This window comes from Clostridium amazonense (genome assembly GCF_056431285.1).
In genome coordinates, this window is the sequence record NZ_JBWKMH010000033.1 from 228,900 (window position 1) to 254,639 (window position 25,740).

General features: G+C 26.7%; 23 protein-coding genes and 1 other annotated feature. Of the genes, 6 read left to right on the plus strand and 17 right to left on the minus strand.

Annotation, left to right across the window (positions count from 1 at the left end):
* The first annotated feature begins 172 nt into the window (after positions 1-172).
* Positions 173-559 (plus strand): hypothetical protein, encoded by a 387-nt coding sequence (locus tag AC07E4_RS15715; RefSeq protein WP_478216931.1) that lies wholly within the window; start codon positions 173-175, stop codon positions 557-559.
* A 129-nt stretch (positions 560-688) separates the two neighbouring features.
* Positions 689-2,025, plus strand: a protein-coding gene (locus AC07E4_RS15720) for an IS3 family transposase (protein WP_478216932.1) whose coding sequence is annotated in 2 segments (ribosomal slippage) — positions 689-1,088 and positions 1,088-2,025 — 1,338 coding nt in all. Because the reading frame shifts where the segments join, the coding sequence is not laid out codon by codon here.
* A gap of 58 nt (positions 2,026-2,083) precedes the next feature.
* Here the strand turns inward: AC07E4_RS15720 and AC07E4_RS15725 are convergent.
* Positions 2,084-3,361, minus strand: coding sequence for an FAD-dependent oxidoreductase (locus AC07E4_RS15725; protein WP_478216933.1), 1,278 nt, complete (start codon positions 3,359-3,361; stop codon positions 2,084-2,086).
* Positions 3,358-4,353: a sulfide/dihydroorotate dehydrogenase-like FAD/NAD-binding protein gene (locus AC07E4_RS15730; RefSeq protein WP_040329305.1), complete on the minus strand. Its 996-nt coding sequence runs from the start codon at positions 4,351-4,353 to the stop codon at positions 3,358-3,360. Before AC07E4_RS15730 ends, AC07E4_RS15725 begins: the two co-directional genes overlap by 4 nt.
* A gap of 239 nt (positions 4,354-4,592) precedes the next feature.
* Between AC07E4_RS15730 and AC07E4_RS15735 the strand changes: the two genes are divergently transcribed.
* Positions 4,593-5,108, plus strand: a complete 516-nt coding sequence (locus AC07E4_RS15735; RefSeq protein WP_051540420.1) for a DUF1643 domain-containing protein — start codon at positions 4,593-4,595, stop codon at positions 5,106-5,108.
* Between the two features lie 64 nt (positions 5,109-5,172).
* Here AC07E4_RS15735 and AC07E4_RS15740 read toward each other — a convergent pair whose 3' ends face one another.
* Positions 5,173-6,285: a D-alanyl-D-alanine carboxypeptidase family protein gene (locus AC07E4_RS15740; protein WP_040329306.1), complete on the minus strand. Its 1,113-nt coding sequence runs from the start codon at positions 6,283-6,285 to the stop codon at positions 5,173-5,175.
* Positions 6,286-6,425: 140 nt separating this feature from the next.
* Here AC07E4_RS15740 and AC07E4_RS15745 point away from each other — a divergent pair, with 140 nt between their 5' ends.
* Positions 6,426-7,007, plus strand: a complete 582-nt coding sequence (locus AC07E4_RS15745) for a DUF2953 domain-containing protein (RefSeq protein WP_478216934.1) — start codon at positions 6,426-6,428, stop codon at positions 7,005-7,007.
* Position 7,008: 1 nt separating this feature from the next.
* The gene (gene ytfJ, locus AC07E4_RS15750; RefSeq protein ID WP_040329308.1) at positions 7,009-7,485 is read left to right on the plus strand and encodes a GerW family sporulation protein; all 477 of its coding nucleotides are present in this window, start codon (positions 7,009-7,011) and stop codon (positions 7,483-7,485) included.
* A 140-nt stretch (positions 7,486-7,625) separates the two neighbouring features.
* On the opposite strand, the gene scpB is transcribed toward ytfJ, so the two are convergent.
* The 11 genes from scpB to serS form a co-directional block, all read right to left on the minus strand.
* On the minus strand, positions 7,626-8,246 hold the full coding sequence (gene scpB / locus AC07E4_RS15755) for an SMC-Scp complex subunit ScpB (RefSeq protein ID WP_040329309.1): 621 nt from the start codon (positions 8,244-8,246) through the stop codon (positions 7,626-7,628).
* On the minus strand, positions 8,239-9,009 hold the full coding sequence (locus tag AC07E4_RS15760; RefSeq protein ID WP_040329310.1) for a segregation/condensation protein A: 771 nt from the start codon (positions 9,007-9,009) through the stop codon (positions 8,239-8,241). The genes scpB and AC07E4_RS15760 overlap by 8 nt, the downstream gene beginning before the upstream one ends.
* Before the next feature lie 195 nt (positions 9,010-9,204).
* Positions 9,205-10,401 (minus strand): D-alanyl-D-alanine carboxypeptidase family protein, encoded by a 1,197-nt coding sequence (locus AC07E4_RS15765; RefSeq protein ID WP_478216935.1) that lies wholly within the window; start codon positions 10,399-10,401, stop codon positions 9,205-9,207.
* A gap of 235 nt (positions 10,402-10,636) precedes the next feature.
* Positions 10,637-11,941, minus strand: a complete 1,305-nt coding sequence (locus AC07E4_RS15770; RefSeq protein WP_478216936.1) for a pyrimidine-nucleoside phosphorylase — start codon at positions 11,939-11,941, stop codon at positions 10,637-10,639.
* A gap of 164 nt (positions 11,942-12,105) precedes the next feature.
* Positions 12,106-12,921 (minus strand): purine-nucleoside phosphorylase, encoded by an 816-nt coding sequence (locus AC07E4_RS15775; RefSeq protein ID WP_040329314.1) that lies wholly within the window; start codon positions 12,919-12,921, stop codon positions 12,106-12,108.
* 62 nt (positions 12,922-12,983) lie between these two features.
* Positions 12,984-14,159, minus strand: a complete 1,176-nt coding sequence (locus tag AC07E4_RS15780) for a phosphopentomutase (protein ID WP_478216937.1) — start codon at positions 14,157-14,159, stop codon at positions 12,984-12,986.
* Positions 14,160-14,460: 301 nt separating this feature from the next.
* Positions 14,461-15,336 (minus strand): site-specific tyrosine recombinase XerD, encoded by an 876-nt coding sequence (gene xerD, locus AC07E4_RS15785; protein WP_040329318.1) that lies wholly within the window; start codon positions 15,334-15,336, stop codon positions 14,461-14,463.
* A gap of 217 nt (positions 15,337-15,553) precedes the next feature.
* Complete coding sequence (gene spoIIM / locus AC07E4_RS15790) at positions 15,554-16,153, minus strand: stage II sporulation protein M (RefSeq protein ID WP_040329320.1); 600 nt, start codon at positions 16,151-16,153, stop codon at positions 15,554-15,556.
* A gap of 183 nt (positions 16,154-16,336) precedes the next feature.
* Positions 16,337-16,855, minus strand: coding sequence for an NUDIX hydrolase (locus AC07E4_RS15795; protein WP_040329321.1), 519 nt, complete (start codon positions 16,853-16,855; stop codon positions 16,337-16,339).
* Between the two features lie 86 nt (positions 16,856-16,941).
* Positions 16,942-17,916: a hypothetical protein gene (locus AC07E4_RS15800; protein ID WP_478216938.1), complete on the minus strand. Its 975-nt coding sequence runs from the start codon at positions 17,914-17,916 to the stop codon at positions 16,942-16,944.
* A gap of 489 nt (positions 17,917-18,405) precedes the next feature.
* Positions 18,406-19,686, minus strand: a complete 1,281-nt coding sequence (gene serS, locus AC07E4_RS15805) for a serine--tRNA ligase (RefSeq protein ID WP_040329323.1) — start codon at positions 19,684-19,686, stop codon at positions 18,406-18,408.
* Positions 19,687-19,755: 69 nt separating this feature from the next.
* Positions 19,756-19,959, minus strand: a binding site (T-box leader).
* Between the two features lie 177 nt (positions 19,960-20,136).
* Between serS and AC07E4_RS15810 the strand changes: the two genes are divergently transcribed.
* Positions 20,137-21,135, plus strand: a complete 999-nt coding sequence (locus AC07E4_RS15810; RefSeq protein WP_430829753.1) for a pyruvate kinase — start codon at positions 20,137-20,139, stop codon at positions 21,133-21,135.
* Between the two features lie 61 nt (positions 21,136-21,196).
* Here the strand turns inward: AC07E4_RS15810 and rpiA are convergent, their stop codons facing one another.
* The 3 genes from rpiA to AC07E4_RS15825 all read right to left on the minus strand — a co-directional run bounded on the left by rpiA (position 21,197) and on the right by AC07E4_RS15825 (position 24,541).
* On the minus strand, positions 21,197-21,868 hold the full coding sequence (gene rpiA, locus AC07E4_RS15815; RefSeq protein ID WP_430829752.1) for a ribose-5-phosphate isomerase RpiA: 672 nt from the start codon (positions 21,866-21,868) through the stop codon (positions 21,197-21,199).
* A 250-nt stretch (positions 21,869-22,118) separates the two neighbouring features.
* Complete coding sequence (locus AC07E4_RS15820; protein WP_430829751.1) at positions 22,119-22,406, minus strand: hypothetical protein; 288 nt, start codon at positions 22,404-22,406, stop codon at positions 22,119-22,121.
* A gap of 242 nt (positions 22,407-22,648) precedes the next feature.
* Positions 22,649-24,541 carry a cell wall-binding repeat-containing protein gene (locus AC07E4_RS15825; protein ID WP_430829750.1) on the minus strand — a complete coding sequence of 631 codons (1,893 nt, stop codon included), beginning with the start codon at positions 24,539-24,541 and terminating at the stop codon, positions 22,649-22,651.
* Positions 24,542-25,740 lie beyond the last annotated feature (1,199 nt).

Below are 25,740 nucleotides of genomic sequence, written 5' to 3' on the forward strand. Positions count from 1 at the left end.
ATTTTTATATCAAGTACAAATATTAGTTCATCTTTTCTTTTTCAACATATAAAATAACCTTGCTTTTACTTTACAATCCTAGAATAAAATTCAATATTACATTTAATTTTAATATTTACAATTTATTAAATATTATGTTAATATAACAATGTATGATTTAAGGGGGATGAAGATGGCATTAATAAAATGTCCCGATTGTAGCAATGATGTATCTGATAAAGCAAAAGTATGTATAAATTGTGGCTGTCCACTTGAAATGGAAAAAGCAAATGGTCATGTAAAAATTAAATTGCCACAAGCTGATACTATATTTTTTACATCAGCTAAAATATCAGATAGTTCAGGAAATATACTTTGGAGTGGTAAATTAGGACAAATTGCAGAATTAGATTTAAGCAAAACAACAACAATAATTATTGATTGTGGTTCTTTAAATGAACCATTAAAAGCTGAAATAGATCCACGAGGTAATCCTAGATTTTCTCTTGCACTACAACCTGGAGTACATTGGAAAGGGCATTACATGCTTAATAGAGTTGATGTAATTGATTCTGAATAAATAAAAAATAAAGGTAGATTATAAGTGTTTAAAATGTACCCTATAGGATAGACAATATAAAAAAAGTCTATCCTATAGGGTACTTTTGTGTATAATTAATTAAGAATGTCTTAAATTAGGCGAAATATAATGAGCAAAAAATTATTTACTAAAGAAGAAATAGAAATACTATCTAATAATATATTTGTAAAAAAGATTAGTGCTAAAGGAATTACTTATTCAGATGAATTTAAAAGATTATTTATAGCTGAAAATGAAAAAGGAAAACTTCCAAGACAAATATTCGAAGAATGTGGATTTGATATAGATATTATAGGTATGAATCGTATTAAATCGTCAGCAAATAGATGGCGTACGACTTATCAAAAAAGTGGGGTGTCTCAACTCCAAGATACTCGAAAGTTCAATACTGGAAGGCCTAGTGAGCGAAATCTATCTATTGAAGAAAAATATGAAAAGTTACAAGCTAAGATTAAACTATTACAAGCTGAAAATGAATTGTTAAAAAAGTTAGAACAGCTAGAGAGGGGAGTGAGTGTTCAGAAGTAAGATTGCTAACTCAAGAAAAATATATCATTATAAATTCAATAATTGAGAAATATAAACTTAAAAATATGGTTAGTTATTTATGTGAATTATCTAATGTTTCTCGTTCTGGATACTATAGCTATTTTTCTCCAAAGTCACACACTAATCGTGTATCATGCGAAGAGCATGATTTAGAAAGTTATAATAATATATTAATGGCATTCAATTTCAAAAATCGTAGAAAAGGTGCCAAACAGATTAAGATGACTTTAGAAAATGAATTCAATATTATTTACAATCTAAAACGCATTCGAAGAATAATGAAAAAGTATAATATATTTTGTCCTCATAGAAAACCTAATCCATATAGAAGAATGATGAAATCTACTAAAGAACATTCAGTCTTGCCAAACTTGTTAAATAGAGACTTTAAGCAAGAAACACCTGGAAAGGTGCTGCTTACAGATATAACATATCTATTTTACAATAATGGTCAAAAGGCTTATTTGTCCACCATTTTAGATGCTTCTACCAATGAAATATTAAGTTATAATTTATCAAAGAGTCTCAAGATAGAAATTGTGACAGATACTATTGAAAAACTTATGGCTTCAACTAATAATTTATTATCGTCAGATACATTTATTCATTCAGATCAAGGAGTTCATTACACTAGTCCTATATTTCAGAAACTAATAAAAAGTTATAATATAGGACAATCCATGTCTAGAAGGGGAAACTGCTGGGATAATGCTCCGCAGGAATCATTTTTGGGACACTTTAAAGATGAAACAAATATTAAAAATTGTAATACATTTGAGGAATTATTATGTGAAATAGATGATTATGTTAATTACTATAATAATTATCGAGGCCAATGGCATTTAAAAAAGATGACTCCTGTTAAATACAGAAATCATCTTCTTAGTTCTGCCTAGACTTTTTTTAAACTGTCCTTGACAAAGGGTACATTTTAATTAAAGCAGCTCTTTATTTCTATATTAGTTTTTGATTAAATATATCATCCAAATTAACTTTTTTTACTCTATTATAAATTTCTTCACTATCAATTGAATAAAGTCCTGTTTCTTCCATTCGTTTAAAATATTCTGCACCTGCAAATGTGTATCTATTTCTTCTACCTTCTTTAGTTTTAACTTTTTCATTTGCATATGCAATTAAGTCTCCTATAGCAATAGTTCTTGGAAGTATTAAAAGTGGCATTCCAAGATAACTTCTTACAGCATTATGACCTGCAAGACTACCAGTGCATATTGCCTCGGTATGACCTACAAATAGTCCACTCTTCTCTCCACCACAGAATAGGTTGGATATTCCATCAACTTTCATATCATCACCCCGTGGAGCAACTGATAGATATCTTATGGAGTTTCCTTTTCCACCAGCATACGGATCTACAAACTTAGCATCTTCAAGTCCTTTAATTTTTCTTAATTTCTCTAATGGATAGTATGAAGTCATAAGTTTTGCATGTCCTGTATCTAAAAGAATTATATTTTCTGCAAATTCTTTTAGTGCATATTGTTGACATACTTTTTGTTTTAATTTATCTAAGTTTACATCTTCTTTAGGAACTGTTAACACTACAACTCCAGTTTCATCTAGTTGTTTTACAATTTCATCAGATAATGTTTCTTTTGCAAGCTTACATGAACCACTAAATGCTCCAAATACATCTTCATCTCTCTCACCTTTAATATCTTCAACACCGGCTCTATAACTTACACTAATCCTTGGTCCAAAAGATGGGCATCTTAATATACACATTGAACATCCATTACCATATCTTAAGCAGTTACCCATAGGTCCTGTTGAACCAGTTGTTTCAACAAATACATCACCACTTATAAAACTTCCATCACTTATATATACACCTGTTATTTTATCTTCACTTTTTTCTACATCTACGACTCTTGTAATTAATCTTACATCTATTCCTAAACTTTTAACATATCTTCTAACATCAGGTTCTATTTTGTTAACATCATAAAGCCAGGCATGTTTATGACCTGGAAAATCTATATTTTTGTGTCTAGTATTTCTATCTGTTATATTGATTAAATCACCAGCACCTAGTGCTAGTAATTCTTCAGCAGCAGTATACCTTCCATTATTTCTCATTATACCGCCAACATTGCCTAGACCTAATAATAAATCAGTTTTTTCAATTAATGTTACATCTGCTCCAGCTTTTTTTGCAGTTATAGCAGAAGCTACACCAGACCATCCACCACCAATTACGACAACCCTCACAGATTTCTCCTCCCTTCCAAAATGTATTTAGGATCAGCTTGTAGTTTACAAAGTCTTCTTAATTTGTCATCATTGTTTGTTATAGTACAGCATCCACAAACGCCTTCTCCACAACACATTTTTTCATTATTGCAACAAGAAAATTTTATATCTTTATTGTGAGCTTCTACTATTCTCATAACTTGATAATTTAAAATATCTGCAGCATCACAATGAACAATGGCAAAATCATGTTCCATTAATACATGTTCTAAACTTTTTTTAAACTTTCCGCTTAATAAACCACCATCTATAATAGTTTTACATTCTATTACTTCATCTGCATATTTATCTAATTCCTCTTTTATAAATATATTTTCAAAAGGAGCCTTATCTATCATAACTATAAGTTTATTATTATTGTGTTTTAATTTCTCCATAACTGGTAATAATGGTGCCTGACCAATTCCACGAGCTATAAGTAAACATATTTTATTTTTACACTCCATAATTGGATTAAGTCCCAATATTCCATTCCAAAAAGGACCTTTTACTAAAAGTGATTCATTTTCATTTATTTTGCCTAACTCTTTTGTTTTCAGTCCTTTTATTTCTATTGCAAAAGTTAATGTATCATTTATAGGGTCATTTTCCATAACAGATACTGGTGTGTTATAAGTGCTCTCAGTATCTTCCTTTCTTAAGAAAACAAAACTTCCAGGATTAACAAGTTCACTAACTAATTTTTCACTAGCAGATATTTTTAAAATTAATAATTTATCATCTATTATTTTCTTTGATACAACGTTACACTTTTGATATTTTCTGCCTGGTTTGCTTTCAAAATTATTTGTAACAAATTCATGGTATATACAAACCCCATTCCAATTGCAACAGTCACAAAAATCCTTACCATCCAAATGTGAACAAAGAATACAATTTCCTGATTCAGCTAAATGGCAAGGACAAAATTCACTACCGCAGTCTATGCAAGTATAAGGTTCATAACTCATACGGTAAACCTCCTGTAATACTCTACTATTAGAATATTTACAATAGAAGTATTTTGTTACATTTTATACCTTAAATAATAATTTATATTTTCTATCTTCAAATTAACAAACTTTTAAGAGATTTTTCTATAAGTGTTATACTAATTTACTATGATAATTTACTTTAATAAAAGAATATACAATAATTTAAATTTGATAAAATCACATAATAAATTATAATTTAATTAGGGGTGATAATTATGAAAATTAAAAAATCTATTATTTGTAATGAAGCTATTTTTTCTGATAATGAAAAATATAGGTATAAGTTAACTAAAATTTGGGATGAACATAAAAAGAAAGCTATAATTATAATGGTAAATCCAAGTAAGGCTAGTGAATTAAAGAGTGATAGAACTGTGACTAACGTAACTAATTTCTTAGTAGACCATGACTATGGTGGATTAATTATTTTAAATCTTTTCGCATACATGTCTTCTTATACCACTGAGCTTTCAAAACGTGAAAATCAGTATGAATTGAAAAATATAGATTATATAATCGGATCATTAAAAGAATGTAATACAGTTATAATTGCTTGGGGAAGCGATAATAAAAAATATATTACTGAAAAAAGAAAATTAGAAAAAATTCTCGTTCAATATAATGAGATAAATTTAAAATGCTTTAAAGATGATCACGGCAAAAAAAATAGACATCCTCGTGATTTAACTGATAAATGGGTTTTAGATGACTATACTTTTAATTTTATTTAATAAAGACAAATTAAACAAAATCCAATGTCATTTTATAAACTAATGACATTGGATTAAATTCTGTCTATTTCTTAAATATTTTATCTTTTATTACTTTAAATAATGGGTTTTTGTTTACTTCATTTTCTGATAATAGTTCCTCATATAGTATTTTTCCTTTTTCATCACTTATTTTTACACTACCTATTTTTTTGTTTTTTTCTACAGGCGCTTTTAAATTTGTTGGTGCATCAACTTCTATGTTTAGTTTTTCATTTTCTTTTACAGGTAGTACTATGTCTTTTTGACATACTAGCTTTAACTCTTCTTTTCCATTTTCCACTTGAAGATTTTTTAATGTTTCTCCTTGTGATATTACTTTTTTATAGTCATAATTTTTTTCTACATATTCATATATTTTGCGTGTTTCTTCCCATCTTGGTGTACAGTTTAATGTGACTATTATTATGTCTCCCTCTCCCATATTAACTGAAGATACTAAACATTTTCCTGCTCCACCTGTATATCCTGTTTTTACACCATTAGCATTAGGCATTTGATATAAAAGTTTATTTATATTTTGATAGTCTCTTGTAAAACCATATTTATCTTTTGAAATTGTTTTTGATGAAACTATTTCATGAAATTTAGGATTTTCTTTAGCCTTTTTTGTGGCTAATGCTAAATCATATGCTGTGGAATAATGATTTTGACTATCTAGTCCATGAGGTGATTCAAAATGTGAATCTAAAATTCCAATGGTTAATGCATATTCATTCATCAATTTGCAAAATCCCTCTACAGAACCACCAATTCCTTCTGCTATTGCTATGGCTGCATCATTCCCTGATTTAAACATAAGTCCATATAAGAGTTCATGTAGCTTAATCTTCTCTCCAGCCTTATATCCTACAGTAGAACCTCTAACCGATGCTGAATTTTTAGATATTGTAAATTCATCATCTAAATTACCACAATTTAATGCAACTAATGCAGTTACTATTTTTGTTGTGCTGGCCATAGGTACAATAGAATACCCATTTTGTTCAAATAGCACTCTACCACTTATACTATCTATCGCAATTGCACTTACTGCATCTACCCTTAAATCTTTAGCATAAGCAACTTTTGTAAAATTTATGGACATCATCATTGATATCATAAAAATAGATATAATTCTTATGTATTTTTTCTTCATCTAAATTCACCTCTAAATACTTTTTTATAATTGATTATTATTCTTCAAAATGACAATAATTATTTTATAAAGATAAAAAATTTATGAATATTTTACTTTAATATGGTTAGTCTTATTACTAATAAGATTGGAGGAGTATAATGAAAATTTTTTTATTAATCTTACTAGTTATCATACTGATATTATTTTGTCCTATTCCTCTAAAAATAAAACTAAATTATATAAATAAAAAATTAGAAATTTACATATATAAAAAGAAGTTGAATTTAGATAAATTAAATCAAAAGAAAGAATTAAATAAAGAAAAACTTGAACATAAATCTACATCTAAAGATGAAAAAGTGAGTAAAAAACTTTTTTCTAATATAGATGTTAAATCATTTATTAAAAATCTTATAAATAACAGATTTAAAATAAACCTTAGATTTAATTGCAATTTAAATTACTCTTTTCCCGATGCTGCATTTACCGCTATTGCATTTGGTTATAGTCATCAACTTTTTGTTTTAATTTATGGTCTTTTAAAATTATTTTTTAATGTTAATGATTTTAAATATGATGTAAATTACGAGTTTAATAAAAATTACATTAATGTGGAAATAGAGGGTATATTTTTTATAAGTTTTGCAAAGATTATCTATATATGTTATTTAGCAATAAAAAGCACTAAAACTGATAAAAAACAAGTAACAAATTTACATACCGTTAAGGAGGATATTTAAAATGAATGGACATCCAATAGAAAATTTAATGAGAAGTACTATGGAAAATATTAAAGATATGGTTGATGTAAACACTATAATAGGCGACCCTGTAACTTCATATGATGGAACAGTTATAATCCCTGTTTCTAAAGTATCTTTTGGTTTTGGTTCTGGGGGTTCTGAGTTTGAATCTAAAAATTCAAAAGATTCTTTAACTCATCCTTTTGGAGGGGGTTCTGGTGCTGGTATAAGTATAAAACCAGTAAGTTTTTTAATTGTTAAAGGTGAATCTGTTAGATTATTGTCTGTTGAACACACAGATAACTATGACAAACTTATCGAAAGTGTACCACAATTTTTTGATATGATAAAAGATTTCTTTAATAAAGATGAAAAAGAATCTAAGCCTTCTTCTCACTCTCATGAAAGTGAATGTTGTTGTGCCGACAAAATAGAACCTGAGTATAAAAGTACAGAAGAGGATTTAGATATTTAATTTATAAATCTACTTTCTTATAATTTTATTAAAACTTAAGGGAAGTCATGTGACTTCCCTTATTTTATATATAATATTCAACTAAATTACTCTAAAAATTTAATAAATAACTTCATTTTCATTCTGTATTCATGTATAAACTAATTAGTAATATTATTCTCTACTTCTTTCTCAATATTTTCATTTGGAGCATCTTCTTCTATATTAAAACTTTCTAAGTCAGGTAATTCTTCAATATTTCCAAAATCAAAATATTTTAAGAATACATCAGTTGTTGAATAAAGATTTGGTCTACCTACTACTTCTTTTTTTCCACTTTCTTTTATTAAGTTCTTATCTAAAAGTGTGTAGATTGCTCTATCACTCTTAACACCTCTTATTTCCTCTATTTCAACTCTCGTTATAGGTTGTCTATATGCTATTATAGCTAGTGTTTCTAATGCAGCCTGTGATAATGACTGTCTTACATTAGTTTTTAATAGTTTTTCCATGTATTTTGAATTTCTTGGCTTAGTAACAAATTGATATTCCTTATTATTCTTTATTATCTTAAGTCCTCTGCTTTCATCTTCTTTGTAAAGCTTTATCATATCTTTCATTATGCTTTCAGTGAAATCAATAGAACATTCTATTATTGATGCTATTGTGTTTATACTCACAGGATCTCCCGTTACATATAATAATGATTCAATGATTGAATAATATATTTTTTTTCGTGAAACTTCTTCTATTTCTATTTGTTCTCTATACTCATTACTCATTATCTAAATCTTCCCCTTCAGTTTCATCTATTTTTTCTATGTATATATCCGAAAAACTTTTTTCTTGAGTAACCTTTACAGTTTTTATTTTTATTAATTCTAAAAGTGCTAAAAATGTAACTATTACCTCTCCCTTAGAATTATATTTCTTTATAAGTTTAGTAAAATGAATTTTAGGATAACTTCTCATTAATGTGGTAAGCTCTGTCATTTTATCTTCTATCTTAAAAGTTTCTATTTTTATTTTATCTTCAAAGAAAGTTTCACTTTCATTCATCTTATTTAAAAAATTATTTAATAGCTCATTATATAAATTATATAAATCTAGCATTGTTACATTTTTTAAAATGTCTTTAATATTTTCTTTTTTAGGAGTTCTTTCTTCTATAATTTCTGGTTTTTTACTAAAAACAGCACCTGTTTCTAACTGACGTTCACCTAAAAATGAAGCTACAAGTTTATATTTTTTATATTGAATTAATTTTTCAATAAGTTCTTTTGCTGCATCTTCTTCATTTGGTTCTTCTACCTTAGGTTTAGGTAATAATAGTTTTGACTTAATTTCTATTAATGTTGCAGCTATAACTATAAATTCTGATGTTATATCAAGATCCATCTCTTTCATTTCTTTTAAATAATCTAAATATTTATTTGTAATTTCTAATATCTTTATATCATAAATGCTCATCTCATTTTTCTTTATTAAATGAAGTAATAAATCAAAAGGACCTTCAAAATTTGTTATTTTTATATTTAATGACATAACAAGCTCCCTCTAGTTTTGGTAATTCAAAATTAATTTTAATTCTAGCATGTACACATTTTTTACATACATTTTATTATATCATAGTAAAGTCCTTTAGTGAACTGTAGGGTTTAACTCAAAAGTTATATTTTTATTATATTTATTTATAATGAAAAACTACCTTGGAAAATATTTTTCAAGGTAGTTTTTTGTTTATTCGAATATATTGCTTATGTTATCTTTTAAATTTCTAAAGAAGTGAGACTGTTTTATTTCTCTATCTGTGTATAGTTGAACTTTACCAATTAGTGTATCTCCTAAATAGTATTCACATTCTCCTACTACATCGCCTTCTTTATAATGTTTTTTGTCCATATCTAACACTATTTTTTTGCTTATTTCATTTTGTGAATTTTTTTCTACAGTTAAGTTAAATTCTTCAACAGATTTTGCTATAAAGAATTTATCACCTTTTTTATTTAAAGGAATTGTTTCTACTTCTTCATCTTTTCCTACTATTTTTTTACTTTCAAATCTTGCAAATCCATAATTCATTAATTTACTTGCTTCTGCATTTCTTATTTTATAGGTAGGTGATCCCATAACTACTGCAAGCATTCTTACATCATTTCTCTTTGCAGTTGCTGATATACAGTATTTTGCTTCCTCTGTGTATCCTGTTTTTAGACCATCACAGCCTTCATAAAATCTTACAAGTTTATTATGATTTACAAGTTCAATTGGTGTTTTACGTCCTTCACTTATAGTTTCCATATATATTGAAGAATATTTTAGGATGTTAGGATGTTTTAAAAGTTCTAGGGACATTGTAGCAATATCTCTTGCTGTACTTAAATGTCCTTCTATTGGAAGACCAGTACAATTTTTAAAGGTTGTATTTTTCATTCCAAGTTCCTGTGCTCTTTTATTCATCATTTCCACAAAAGCTTCTTCAGTTCCGCCAAGATGTTCGGCCATAGCGACTGCTGCATCATTTCCTGATGCTACTGCTATTCCTTTTAAAATGTCCTCTACACTTCTAACTTCGCCTTCATCTAGTATCATACTGCTTCCGCCCATACTTTTAACTTTTGCACTACAAACAATTTTATCATCTAATTTTAAATCTCCATTATCTATAGCTTCCATAGTGAGTAACATTGTCATTACTTTTGTTACAGATGCTGGAGCAAATTTTTCATCAGGATTTTTTTCATATATTACTTTTCCTGTAGATGGTTCTATAAGTAGTGCTGATCTTGCATCAACTTCCATTGGTTGTGATGTAGTTGCTTCTTGTTTCTTTTGTTCTTTTCCATCTTCTAATGCACTGACGCTAACTGGAATTGTTATTTGAAATAATAGCAATAAGCTTAAAACTAAACTTATAATCTTTCCTCTTTGCTTCATTTTTCTCCTCCTTAAAGATTAACTATTTAAGCTTATTTTTACCTAAAAAGAAAAATTTATTTATAATATTATCAATTAATTTATTAATGCAATGTATATATATTAAACTGTATTTTTTTATATAATATTTCATAAATTTAAGTAAGTGTCATACTATTATTTTTATATTTAAAAATTTAAAATTTCTATAAAAAAATGAAAGCTACATGTTTTATAGCTTTCATTCATATTTAAATTATTTTATTATGTCATGCACTAATGGTATGTTGTTTTCATAGTTTTCTACTATAACGTAATTTTCTATTACTCCTTTTTTAGCTTTTTCTATATTGCTTTCATTATTAGAGTGAATATATGCTAAAACATCTCCTTTTTTAACTTTATCTCCTCTTTTCTTATTTAAAACAATACCTACTGCTAAATCTATTTCTGATTCTTTAGTCGCTCTTCCTGCACCAAGTTCCATAGCTACAATTCCCATTTTATCAGAATGTATTTTCTTAACTACACCCTCTTCAGTAGCTTTAACTTCTACTACATATTTAGCTTTTGGAAGTTTAGTTGTATCATCTATAACTGAAGTATCTCCACCTTGAGCTTCTACAAATTCTTTTAATTTTTCTAAAGCTGAACCATTTTCTATAACTTCTTCTAACATTTTTCTTGCTTCTTCTTCAGTTGAAGCTTTCTCTGCTAAAATTAGCATTTGACTTCCTAATGTTAAACATAATTCTTCTAGATCTTTTGGTCCATTTCCTTTTAAAGTTTCTATTGCTTCTTCAACTTCTAAGGCATTTCCTATTGCAAATCCTAAAGGTTGATCCATATCAGATAAAACTGCTATAGTATTTCTATTAACACTTCTACCTATTTTAACCATTTCGTTTCCAAGCTCACGAGCATTTTCAACTGTTTTCATAAATGCTCCATCACCAACTTTAACATCTAAAACTATTGCATCAGCACCTGATGCTATCTTTTTACTCATTATACTAGAAGCTATTAATGATACGTTATCTACTGTCGCAGTTACATCTCTAAGTGCATATATTTTCTTATCTGCTGGCACTAAATGAGCTGTTTGTCCTGCTACAGCTATTTTATGTGTATTAACATTATCTATAAACTTTTCTTCACTCATTGCTACTGAGAAGTTTTCAAAAGTTTCTAATTTATCTATAGTTCCACCTGTATGTCCAAGACCTCTTCCTGACATTTTTGCAACTGGTACTCCTACTGCTGCTACCATTGGTGTTAATATTAAAGTAGTTGTATCACCTACTCCACCTGTGCTATGCTTATCAACTTTTATTCCTTCTATTTTACTTAAATCTATTACATCACCAGAATTAACCATAGCCATAGTTAAGTCTGCTGTTTCTCTCTCATTCATTTTTTTAAAGTATATAGCCATTAATAATGCTGACATTTGATAATCTGGTATACTTCCATTAGTATAGTTTTCTATTATAAAGTTAATTTCTTCTGTAGTTAACTCTTCTCCATTACGTTTTTTTAATATTAAATCATACATTCTCATAAAGCATTTCCTCCAACTGCTAACTATTTTGATTTTAAAATAGCTTTAAATTTTTTATATTAAAATTTAAAAGAAACTGATTTACAGTTTCATTTATAACTTAAACTTAATTTTATAAGGTTCTAAGTTTAAAAAGTCAACTTAGAACCTTGATTTTAAATATATTATATAGTTTCTATTATATTTTCAACTAAAGCTGTAAAGTCTTTCTTAACTTTAGCTGATGTTTCCATAACTTCTTCATGATTTAATGGCTGATCTAATATACCTGCTGCCATGTTAGTTATGCAAGATATTCCTATTACTTTCATTCCACAGTGTCTAGCTGCTATAACTTCTGGAACTGTTGACATACCAACTGCATCTGCTCCTAAAAGTCTTGCTAGTTTTACTTCTGCTGGTGTTTCATATGTTGGACCTGAGAACATCATATATACACCTTCTTGTAATTTTAAGCCAAGTTTTTCACCTATATTTTTAACAACTTTTGCATATTCTCTGTTATATGCTTCTGACATATCTGGGAATCTTGGTCCTATTTCTTCATCATTTTTACCTATTAGTGGATTATCTCCGCTGAAGTTTATATGATCTTTTATTATCATTAAATCTCCTGGTTTAAATGAAGTATTAGCTCCACCTGCTGCATTTGTAACCATTAGTGTTTCAACACCTAAGTTTTTCATAACATATATAGGTAATGCTAATGTTTGAATATCATATCCTTCGTAAAAATGGAATCTTCCTTGCATCATTATTACGTTTTTACCTTTTAATTTTCCAATTACAAATTGTCCTTTATGTCCTTGAACTGTTGACACTGGAAAGTTTGGTATTTCACTATATTTTATTACTGTTTTTTCTTCTATTGTGTCTGCCATATCTCCAAGTCCAGAACCTAATATTACTCCTATTTCTGGTTTGAAGTTTAATTTGCTTTCTATATAACTAACACTTTCTCTTATTTTGTTCATTTCCATACTATTGTTGCCTCCTAAAACAGTTTTATGTTTTAAATATTATTAATTTTTATTATTACCTATTATTTTATTATTTCTTTTAAAAAACTTTCTCCATTTAATTCATTGCTCACATTCAATAAATCTAATACAGTTTTTCCTATATCACAAAAGCTTTTTCTTATTCCTAAGTTAACATTGTTTTTTAAATTTTTTCCATATACAAGTATTGGAGTGTACTCTCTTGTGTGATCAGTTCCAGGTGTTGTTGGGTCACATCCATGGTCTGCTGTTAATATTAAAATATCTTCATCACCCATAGCTTCCATAATTTCTGGTAATTTTTTATCAAACTCCATTAATGCTTCAGCATATCCTTCTACATTGTTTCTGTGTCCAAATTTCATATCAAAATCAACTAAGTTAGTAAATATTAAACCTTCTTTATCAGTTTTCATATATTCTAAAGTTTTCTCAACACCATCCATATTATCTTTTGTATGAACTGCATCTGTAATACCTTTTTTATTAAATATATCTTCTATTTTTCCTACAGCCATTACAGCTTTATTATCTTCTTTTATATACTCAAGCATTGTTTTTTCAAATGGATCTATTGCATAATCACGTCTATTAGAAGTTCTTTTAAAATCTCCTTTTTCAGAACCTAAAAATGGTCTTGCAATAACTCTTCCTACCATTTTATCTCCAACAAGCATATCTCTTGCAATTTGACACATTTCATAAAGTTTATCTAATGGTATAACCTCTTCATGCGCAGCTATTTGGAATACACTGTCTGCTGAAGTATATACTATTGGGTAACCAGTTTTTTGATGTTCTTCACCTAGTTCATCAATAATAACTGTACCTGATGCTACCTTATTTCCTAAAACTTTTCTACCTATTTTGCTTTCAAATTCTTCTATAATATTTTTAGGAAATCCATCTGGATATGTTTTTAAAGGTTTTTCTAAAACAATTCCTCCAATTTCCCAGTGACCAGTAACTGTATCCTTTCCTTTTGATTTTTCCATTGCTTTTCCGTAACATCCCAAAGCATTTTCAACTGGTTTTACATTATGTATATCTATAATATTACCTAATCCTAACTTTTCCATATTAGGTAACTCAAATTTTTCTACTTTTTTAGAAATGTTAGCAAGTGTATTGCTACCTACATCTCCATATTCTTTAGCGTCTGGAAGTTCACCTACTCCAACACTATCTAAAACAACAAGTGTTACTTTTTTTGTCATCATTCATATCTCCTTTCTAAAATGGTTATCAAAATTTATATTAATTTATCCTTAAACTAAAACTAATATGATTGCCTATATTTTTAACATTTTGTAAAACAGGTAAAATTATCTTAACATTTTAGTTTAATAATGTACAAATTTGAAAAGTTATATATTTTTAATTTTTCTTAAAATATATTTAATATACCCTTATTTTAATACAAATAATAACCAAATTGAACAGTACATTATTTTAAAAATATCGAATAATGTTTGTGTTTTTAAAATAACACCAGTATCTGTCCTATTTCATAGTATATTAAGCTCTTGGATGAGCCTTTTTATATACTTCTTCTAGTTTATTTTGCCTTGAAATAAATGAATATATTTGTGTGGCCGTCATACTATTATGTCCTAGCAATTCCTGAACAGATTTTATATCTGCACCATTTTGAAGTAAATGTACTGCAAAAGAATGTCTTAATGTATTTGCATTTACATGTTTATTTATACTTGCATCTTCTGCATATTTTTTTATTATTTTCCAAAATCCTTGTCTAGTCATCTTTTGACCTTTACTATTTAAAAATATATAATCTAATTTATTTATATTTAATTCATCTCTAACTTCTAAATATTTTTTTAAATATTTAACTGCTATCCTACCAAGTGGTATTATTCTTTCTTCATCATGTTTTTCTTTAACTCTTATATATGAAAGTTCTAAATTTTTATCATACATAGTTAAATTTAAAAGTTCACTTACTTTTGTTCCTGTAGCATACATTATCTCGAGCATTGCTTTATCTCTAAGCCCTTTATAATCATCATCTGGTGCTTCTAATAACCTTTCAACTTCTTCTATAGTTAAAATTTCTGGAATTTCTTTTTTATTTCTAGGCAAATCATATGCTAAAGTAGGATCTTCATCTACAAATTTATTTATAACAAGATATTTATAAAAGTTTCTTATTGAAACAATATTTCTGATTATTGAAGTGTTAGCTTTTCCTTCTTTTCTTAGTTTTTCAACATACAATATTATTGCATCCGTGTTAATAGATTCTAAACTTTCTTCGCTCTCTTCTAAATAGGAAATAAAATTAGATATATCCCTAACATAAGCTTCAATAGTATTATATGATAAATTTTTATTTTGCATTTGTTCTACATATAGTTTTAGTAACTTATTCATAATAATACCTCTAATTAAAAATTTTTTAAAAAGTTTAAATTTATAAATGTAATTATATAACAACATATCCTGCTTATCAAGATTTTTGCTCATTATTTAAATATTATTGTACATTTTTTTATTAAAATTTCATTAAATTTGCTTTACAAAATAAATTAGTTGTATATAACAAATAATTCTTTGAAAATATAGAAACTTGTCTATATTTTCAATTCTTTTATTTCAAAATAACTTTTATTAAAAATGGACTAAGAAAAGATTCAAAAATTGCTCCTAAAATTATTATTCCAGTAAATACAATCATATTTCCTATATATTTTTTTATACTTAAATCACAAACAGTTCCTTTTCTTTTTATGCGATTTATAGAATATTTCATAGCTATTGCTGATGCTGCTGTTATACATGATATATATATTATATTTTGTGGAATCATTGCAAATATTGCTAATCTAATGCCTTTTTCAGCTACTTTAGAAATAAAAAAACTAAATGAAAAGCCTATAGTAAACCCCTTAATTATATTTATAATTAAAATTATTGGAATTCCTACTACTGTTATACCTAAAAATAAATAAGCTAATAAAAACATCATATTATTTTTTAATGCCTCAAAGAATACAGAAGCATTTCTTATTTCACCACTAGATCCCTTAAGTACCGTATCTATATATTTAGCAATACTTTCATTTTCATTTGCGCTTAAATATTTAACACAATATATCCCCATAATTACACCAATAGCAATAAATATAGCACTTAATAAATAAAATATTTTATTATCATCTAAACTTTTTGATATACCTTTGTTAATCATGATATCCTCCTTTTATCACGGACTACTTGTCCTAAAAATTTAACTGCTTTTTATAATTAGTTAAATAATCATTTTATAAGTCTTATCTATAGTTATGATATAATGTTTAATTCTATGAATATTTTATTTATTTAGCTATAGAAAAATGGAAGTAAATTTCAAAATCTACTTCCATTTAAATCTTTAGATTAAAGCCATGGCTGCAACAGTTTTTCCATCTATTATTTCGCCATTTCTAATTCTTGTTTTAACTTCATTTAGTTTAACTTCTTCTAATTCTATAAATTCATCTTCATCAAAATTTAGTTTACCTTCATATAATTCAGTAGCTTTAAATATATGAATTATTTCATTGCAAAATCCTACGCTTGTAGCTATTTTACCTAAGAACTCTAGTTTTTTTGCTTTATATCCAGTTTCTTCTTCTAGTTCTCTTATAGCAGCCTCTTTAGGATTTTCATTTAGTTCTAGTTTTCCAGCAGGTATCTCTGTTAAAATTTCATTTAACGCTTTTCTAAACTGTTTAACTAAAATTATAGTATTTTCATCTTTAAATGCTACTATAGCGACTGCCCCTACATGATCTACAATTTCTCTTTTACTTACTTTCCCATTAGGTAACTTTACATCTTCTACCCTAACTTTTATAACTTTGCCATCATATATACACTTACTATTTAAAGTTTCTTCATAAAATTCCATAAAAACACCCCTTATTAGCAATAATTAAATTTTTATATTATATATTTAAAGTTTTTACAAATGTTTAAGTTAATATTCTAAAATACTTAATCTAAACATCTACAATAATTAGGTACTTTTCCCTCATTCATAAGAACTTTTAAGTTTTGTTTTTCCCATTTAGAATAAAGCATTTCTAAGTATTCAGTACATAACTTTTTATCAGCTTCTATTGTTACATTGCTCATATCTATATCTTTCATGTCTCTTCTCTTATCTCTTAACTTCTTCATAGCAATTTTTAATGCACTATCTTTAACTAAAGCTTCTCCTTCATCACCAGTTATGTCATAATTCTTTATACCATCAATTTCTATGTTGTTTTCTAAACAAAATCTTATGTATTTCATACATTCTAATTTAATGTTAGGATTTTTATATAACCATACGTTAATTCTATTTAACATACCTAATCTGATTTGTTGTAATTGATAAAAACTATACTCACTGGCAATTTCTTCTTCATTTAAAACAAGATATAAAGATGTTTTGTTTTCTAAAGACTTTATTACTTCTAATGCCTTTTCTGCACTTATTTTAGGATTAGAATACTTAGATATATCTAAATTGTTTATAATTCCATAACATATTAACGCCATTTGAGTATGACTTAATTCTGCATTTTTTAAAGGTTCTATATTTAATCCCATTTCAATTGCATTTCTTATTACTGACATTTGAAAGTGATTATACTCTACATTAGTATACGCCTTTACATCTATTCCTTTTTTTATTCCTTTATATAACTCTTCTACCTGTTCAAATTTAAATCCATCATTAACATATTCTGAAAGATTTATGTTTTCTTTTAAACCTTCTAACATCAATTTCATCATTTTAGGTTCTAAAGTTGGATCTGCAATTGCTGAAGCACTAACTCTACTCATAAGAGCTTCCTTTAATATATTTATTTGTTCTTCGTAGAAATACTTGTTGCTAATTAAAACTTCTAAAACGCCTTCCAAACTACTAGAGAACTCTAAAGAACTCTCTGTTTTATCAAATAGTTTCATATCTTCCATACTTAATAATTCCCCTCCACGTAAATTATTTATATATATTCTTATATTTATGTGTTTTTAAAAATCTATATGAAAAAAGTATACCTAAAAAGAATATAAAAACATTCTGCCTAAAGGTACACCTCTCTTCAAAACATTATATTGTGCAAAATTAATCTTAATAAATTTACAATTTATAATAATAATTATAACATTATTAATTCTTCAATATGATTATACTACTATATTAAAATTTCTTTCAACCATAAATTAGTAATTACTTTACATATTAAGTTGTTTCATTCTTATAATATAATTCGTTGTTCATCTATACTACTTTAACAAAAAATATACTTCAATATTCAAATTAAATTTTCAATTTAAAACAAAGTATGTATTCACCTAGTTTCTTATATAAAATTAATTTTTACATTCTAATTATATTTTCTATAGAGAAATTTCCATTGCATATAAAAAAGGCTATAAATTTTTATAGCCTTTTTATTGAAATTATTTAATTATAGTTTTTCCACCCATATATGGTTGTAATGCAACTGGTATATTCACTGTACCATCTTCATTTAAGTTATTTTCTAAGAATGCAATTAACATTCTTGGTGGTGCAACAACTGTGTTATTTAATGTATGTGCAAAATATTTATTTCCATCGTCTCCATTAACACGAATTTTTAAACGACGAGCTTGTGCATCTCCTAAGTTAGAACAACTTCCAACTTCAAAATATTTCTTTTGTCTTGGAGACCATGCTTCTACGTCTATAGATTTAACTTTTAAGTCAGCTAAATCTCCTGAACAACATTCTAATGTTCTAACTGGAATATCTAAAGAACGGAATAATTCTACTGTGTATTGCCATAATTTTTCAAACCATTCTTTACTTTCTTCTGGCTTACATACAACTATCATTTCTTGTTTTTCAAATTGGTGAATTCTATATACTCCTCTTTCTTCTATACCATGAGCACCTTTTTCTTTTCTAAAACATGGAGAATAAGATGTAAATGTTTGTGGTAAAGATTTTTCTGGAACTATTGTATCTATAAATTTACCAATCATAGAGTGTTCGCTTGTTCCAATTAAATATAAATCTTCATCTTGAATTTTATACATCATCGCTTCCATTTCATCAAAGCTCATTACTCCAGTAACAACTTCACTTCTAATCATGAAAGGTGGAATACAATAAGTAAATCCTTTATCAATCATGAAATCTCTAGCATAAGAAATTACAGCTGAATGAAGTCTTGCAATATCTCCCATGAAATAGTAGAAACCATTTCCAGCAACTTTTCTAGCAGCATCTAAATCAATACCATTAAATTTGTCCATTATTTCAGTATGATATGGTACTTCAAATTCTGGAACTACAGGTTCTCCAAAACGCTCTACTTCTACATTTTCGCTATCATCTTTTCCAATTGGAACACTAGGATCAATAATATTTGGTATTACCATCATTATTTTTTTAATTTTCTCTTCTAATTCTGCTTCTTTAACTTCTAAAGCTGCAAGACGTTCTGCACTTTCTGCAACTTTTCTCTTAACTTCTTCTGCTTCTTCTTTTTTTCCGTCTTTTAATAAACCACCTATTTGTTTTGAAAGCTTATTTCTATTAGCTCTTAATGCTTCTGCTTCTGTTTTAGCATCTCTATTTTCAACATCTAAAGCAATTACCTCATCAACTAATTCTAACTTCTTAAGTTGAAATTTATTTTTAATATTCTCTTTAACAATCTCTGGATTTTCTCTTACAAATTTTAAATCTAACATTTTTGCTCCTCCTATAAGTAAAAAACTTTAATTTATTTTTATATAACAAAAAAATCCTTCACTCCCTATATATGGGACGAAAGATTCCGTGTTGCCACCCAAATTGCCAACTTAAATAAAGCTGACCACTCAAATAGTAATATAAAGGTTACCAACCTCTCAATTCATCATTGACAGCTCCGAAAGTGGAAAGATTTAACCTTTCACCGATTTGCACCATCCATCGGCTCTCTAAAGAAATTTATAAATCGTAGCTTTCATCTTTGCTGATTCTCATATTTTTTATTAATTATAACTCTTTTATAATTAAATTTCAAGAATAAATAAAAAAATTATTATAATAATTTTTTAAATTCAAATTTATCGCCATAAATTGTATTTTAATGAATTAAATAGTAATATTGAATATAAAGAAATAAACATATAAATCTTGTGTTAGGAGTGAATTTTATGGATTATTATGGAACTATAGGACCTTCTTGCGAAGATACTAAAATTCTAGAAAAATTATTTAGAGCAGGAATGACCGGTGTTAGAATAAATCTTTCTCATAAAACTATAGATGACTGTGAATGCTATATTAAAAATATTAAAGAGGCTTCTAAAAATTGTGGTATTAAAGAAAAAATTCTTATTGATATTCAAGGACCTGAATTAAGAATTGGAGATTTAAGTAAACCTTTAGAACTTAAAAGTCAAGATTACATACACTTAGGTACTAATGGTATACCTGTTCCAAAAGTTATATTCTCATATTTAAAAGAAAACCAAGAAATTCTTTTAGATGATTCTCTAATACTATTACAAGTAATTTCTTTTAATAATAATTCTGCTAAATGTAAAATTCTTAGAGGCGGTGTTTTAAATTCAAGAAAAAGCATTGCATTATCTGGTGTAGATATAGATAATGAAACTCTTACATCAGAAGACTATGATAGCATATCTAAAATCAACCAATATGGTATCACAGGAATAATGCTTCCCTTTGTAAGAAACAGACATGATTTAATTACATTAAAATCAGCTCTAAAAGATGCTAATGCTAACCAAACTACAATACATGCTAAAATTGAAAATCAAGATGGAATAAATAATTTAGAAAGCTTTTTAGACCTAACAGATGAAGTCATAATTGCAAGAGGTGATCTTGGGAACTCCCTTGGACTATACTCATTATTAAAAGCTCAAAAAAACATTTCTAATCTTTGTAATAAACATAATAAAAATTTTATGGTTGTAACTCAACTACTACACTCAATGATAAATTCTCCAGTTCCAACAAGAGCTGAAATATCAGATATATTCAACGCAACTTTAGATGGAGCATCGTCACTTATGCTCACTGGGGAAACTGCAATAGGTAAATATCCTATTGAAGCCATGACTTACTTAGTAAATACCTCTAAAGAAGCACTTAAATATAAACATGAGCTACTGCACAATAACTAGAAATTAGTTAAGAGCAATAGCTCTTTTCTATTTTACTTATAATTTATAATTAATATCAATTTTAAATTTTATTTTCAATAACTTTTACTTCGTTATTAGTTCCAACTATAATAAAATTGCACATATTAATAAATAATCCTATTTCTAAAACTCCAGGTATTCTGCTAATTTTACTATAAATATCACTAATATTTATAGGCTTTCCTATATGCAAATCAACAATATAATTTCCATTATCAGTTATAAAAATTTTATTTTCTTTTATTCTTATTATAGGCTTTAAAGAGTAATTTTCTAACTTTTTAATTGTATGTTTACAGCCATATGGCAATATTTCAACTGGTAGTGGAAATTCACCAATATTCTCAACAAGCTTGCTATCATCCATAATCCATATCACTTTTTTAGCCAAATTAGCAACAATTTTTTCTCTGAACAATGCACCCCCACCACCTTTAATAGCATTAAATTCTCTATCAATTTCATCTACCCCGTCTATTGCTAAATCAATTTTATCTACTTCATCTATTGGAACTAATGGAATTTTTAACTCTTCTGCTAAAATTTCTGTACTTTTTGAAGTTGCAACTGCTTTTAATTTCATGCCTTTTTTAACTAATTCTCCAACTTTATTAATCATATAATATGCTGTTGAACCAGTTCCTAACCCTAATATCATCCCATCCTTTATATACTCTACTGCCTTTTCTCCAGCAATTTTTTTCTTATTCATCATATCCTCCTAAATAATCTGAATTTCACCTTAAATTCTCTACATGTACTATTTATAATAAATTGTTAATTCAAATTCTTAATTCTTTATTCTATTATCATTTTTACATTTTTAATTATTTCAATAATTTTTTTGATCCAAATAATACTAGACTTTACATAAATATTATTTTTTAAAACAATTAATAATTTATACTATAAAATATATAAGCTACTAAGTTTAAATTTTACTCAGTAGCTTTTGTATATTACTATTTAACATTTAGTGTCCAAACTTTTTTACATATAGCACCTTGACTATCATGTCTAATCTCTGGTTTTTTTATGTTACACTCATCTAATTGTTTATACTCTAAACTAACCATTCTTTTTAATTGAACCCATTCATCTGTATCTAAATTAATTAAATCATAATCATCATTTCCATTACTCTCAATAGTTACAAAATAATTATTATTTCCTTCTCTAACATTAATACACTCATAATACTTAGGCTTACAAGAATTACTGCCCCAAACCATAACATCTTTAACCAACATATTTATCCCTCCATATAACATTAGTAATTATACCATTCTACATAACTTTCAATATTCCTTTAATAAAAACTTCTAACTCTCTTAGTATTCTTCAACACTTCATTTTTTATTTATATTCTTAAAATAATTTGAATTGCTTGTTTATATGTTAATTTCAAATTATGAATTGATGATTCAAAAATAAAATTTTGATTTATATAAAAAAATGGATTGATAATTTAATATCAATCCATTTATAATTATTATTTCTTTTCAAGACCTTTCTTTAAAGATGTTATAGATTTTTCTGAAATTCCACCACCAGATTTAATTATTGTGTTACCACTTCTTTTATTAATTATATCTTTTTGCATTGGACTTAAATCATTTCCAACAATTATTACAGGTCCATCATTTAAAGCTGCTACAACGCCTGCTGATAATGCATCAACTAATGGCATTCCTTTTGACACATATACATTATTTAAATCATTTTTGAAAAATTTATCTATAATTATAGCATTAGTTTCATATCTATTACTTCCACCTAATCTATTATTATATATATTTTCAGATGTGATTTCATTTACATGATTTAACACACTATTACTAATAATTCCCTCTCCACCAATAATATACGCACTTTTTAAATTTTTTGATTGTAACCAATTATAAGTCTCTTTTTCAAGTGCATTTTTTTGAGTCAAAATTATAGGCATTTTATCTCTTGCTGCTACTGCTGAAATTGATAATGCATCAGCTTCTCCCAATCCATTACTTACGACTATATTTTCTACACTATAACAATTTTTATCTATATATTGAGCAATTTTTAATGATGTATCATATCTATTGCTACCACCAAGTCTTTCAATATTAGCTATTCCTAATTTTTTAAGTTGATTTTCTACATCTTTATGAATTACTCCTATTCCTCCGGCTATAATAGCATTTGTTGCACCTAGTCTTCTAATCTCATTTTTAGTTGATTCTGGTATAATTCCATTTGTAGATAACAAAATAGGAGCTTTTTTATATGCAGCAAGTGGAGTTACTGCCAATCCATCAGCCAAAGAGTCTCCATTAACTATAACTACAGTGTCACTTGACTCAAATTGTAATTTACTAAGCTCAACAGATGTTTCATATCTATTAATACCACTCACAGATTTAACTACTATTTCTTTATTAGCAACACATACAACTATATCTTTACTTGCAATATTTCCATCACTATCTTTTACACTATAATTTAAAGTATAATTTCCAACTTTATTTGAATCTACTTCACCAGATACTACTATTGTCTTTGTAAGATCTCCATCTTCTTCATCGTAAGCTGTTATGTCTTTCAGTTTGTCAAAATAATCTCCAACTGTAATTTTAATATCTTTTGCATTTATAACAGGCTTTTCATTACTTACAATAGTTACTTTTATTTCCTTTTTGGTAACTTGACCTTCACTATCACTAACTTTGTATACTACTTTATATTTACCAGCTTTATTTACATTTACTGTGTTTTCTACTACTTCTATATCATATGTAATGTATCCATCTTCTTCATCATAAGCTGTTACACCTTTTAATGGATCAAAAGAATCTCCTTTATTTAATGTTATGTCAGTTGCTTCAATTACTGGTGTACTATTAGGATTAATTCCATTGTTAACTATATCATCACTTTCATCTGTTACCGTTACAAGAACACTATCTGATTGATTTCCATTTTTGTCTATAGCATATATTTCAACAGTTATACTTTTGCTTACTGTGTTTATATTAAAGCCAAAGTCTCTACTTTCATCTATATGTTGTTCTGCAATTTCATCACCTAATTTTATATAAACAGTACTTCCTTGCATAGCTTTACCTGCTATACCTATACTTGCTCTATAAAACCCCCCCATAGAAATCATCGATTTACTTATATCTTTCACATATGGTCTTAATGATTCACTTGCTCCATTTGATACATAAGTCTCTGTTACACTATTAATAGCTTTACTTTCATTAATATTTTCAATTATTTGACTTTTTGATGTTTGACTTACATCGCTTTTGATATCGTTTTCAATACCTGAAACACTAATACAAGTAATCATATTCATCATAATTACAGATGTAAGCATTATACTAATTTGTTTTTTCTTCATTATTGCATCTCCTAAATTTTGATATTATTTACTAAATCATAACATTTTTAAAATTATTTTTCAAATATTTTATTAAAATTAATTAATTAATTATTATATTCTTATGTAATATTTTATGGCCATATAATACATGTATTTTCTATTAAATTATATTTCTTTATGTTTATAAATTCGTTGTCATAAATTCATTAAAAGCAATTATTTAAATAATTATTTCTTTAAAAGTTTATTTAGAAAATCTTATTAATTTATTTTTTATTTTAAAGACATGATCCCAAGAATGGGTTCAGCGACTGCCTAGACAGGACGTCGTGTGAACTAAATTTAGAAATATGAAATTAAAAATTCAATGTATATTTTTTATAAATCAAGGAAGCAATTCACATTAATAATGGTATTTTATTAATGTGAATTACTGACAAAGAGTTATGAAAAATAGGCTAGAATTTAATTCACTTATAGCCGTTTAGTCTTGGAAATAAAATGGCAAATTCATTAGAGTTTCTTTGAAATTTTTATGAATAACGTTTTAAATAATTTCTGTTTCTTGGAATAACATTATTCTCATTTAATATTGGAATAATTTCATTTTTCAGATTGAAACCCTATAATAAAATTTTAATTTATATAAAAAAATAAAATATATAAAACTTGTTATAAATTTGTAGCTAATTAATCATATTCAATATTTCATATTTATTTTTCATTATAATAAAAAAAACCCTAATGCTATTTTTTACATCAAAGGTTTTTTTCAAACTTTTTATGAAGTTTATTATTTTAAGATTATGTTTATTGATTTTATAATACTTATATCGATAATAAATTTTCCTTGTTTTCATACTATTCAAAACAATATTAGAGCATTTCGACAAAAGTATACCTTTTCACGCTAATTTCCTTAATAATTCTTTAATTAGCTTACTCTATTTCTTAATCTTAATTTGTCTGCTACCATTGCTATAAATTCTGAGTTAGTATTGTACTTAATATTTTATAACCATTGAAACAACTTGATTCCAAACACTTCAGTATAAATAATTTTCGTTATTTACCTTTAATGTTTATTGATATATATACGTTGTAATTTCTCATATTTTAATATATTCATAATACTACTTTATTATTATAATTTCAACTATAATTTTATAAAATATTTTCAAAACTAAAAAAGATAGAGTTAATTTAAACCCTATCTC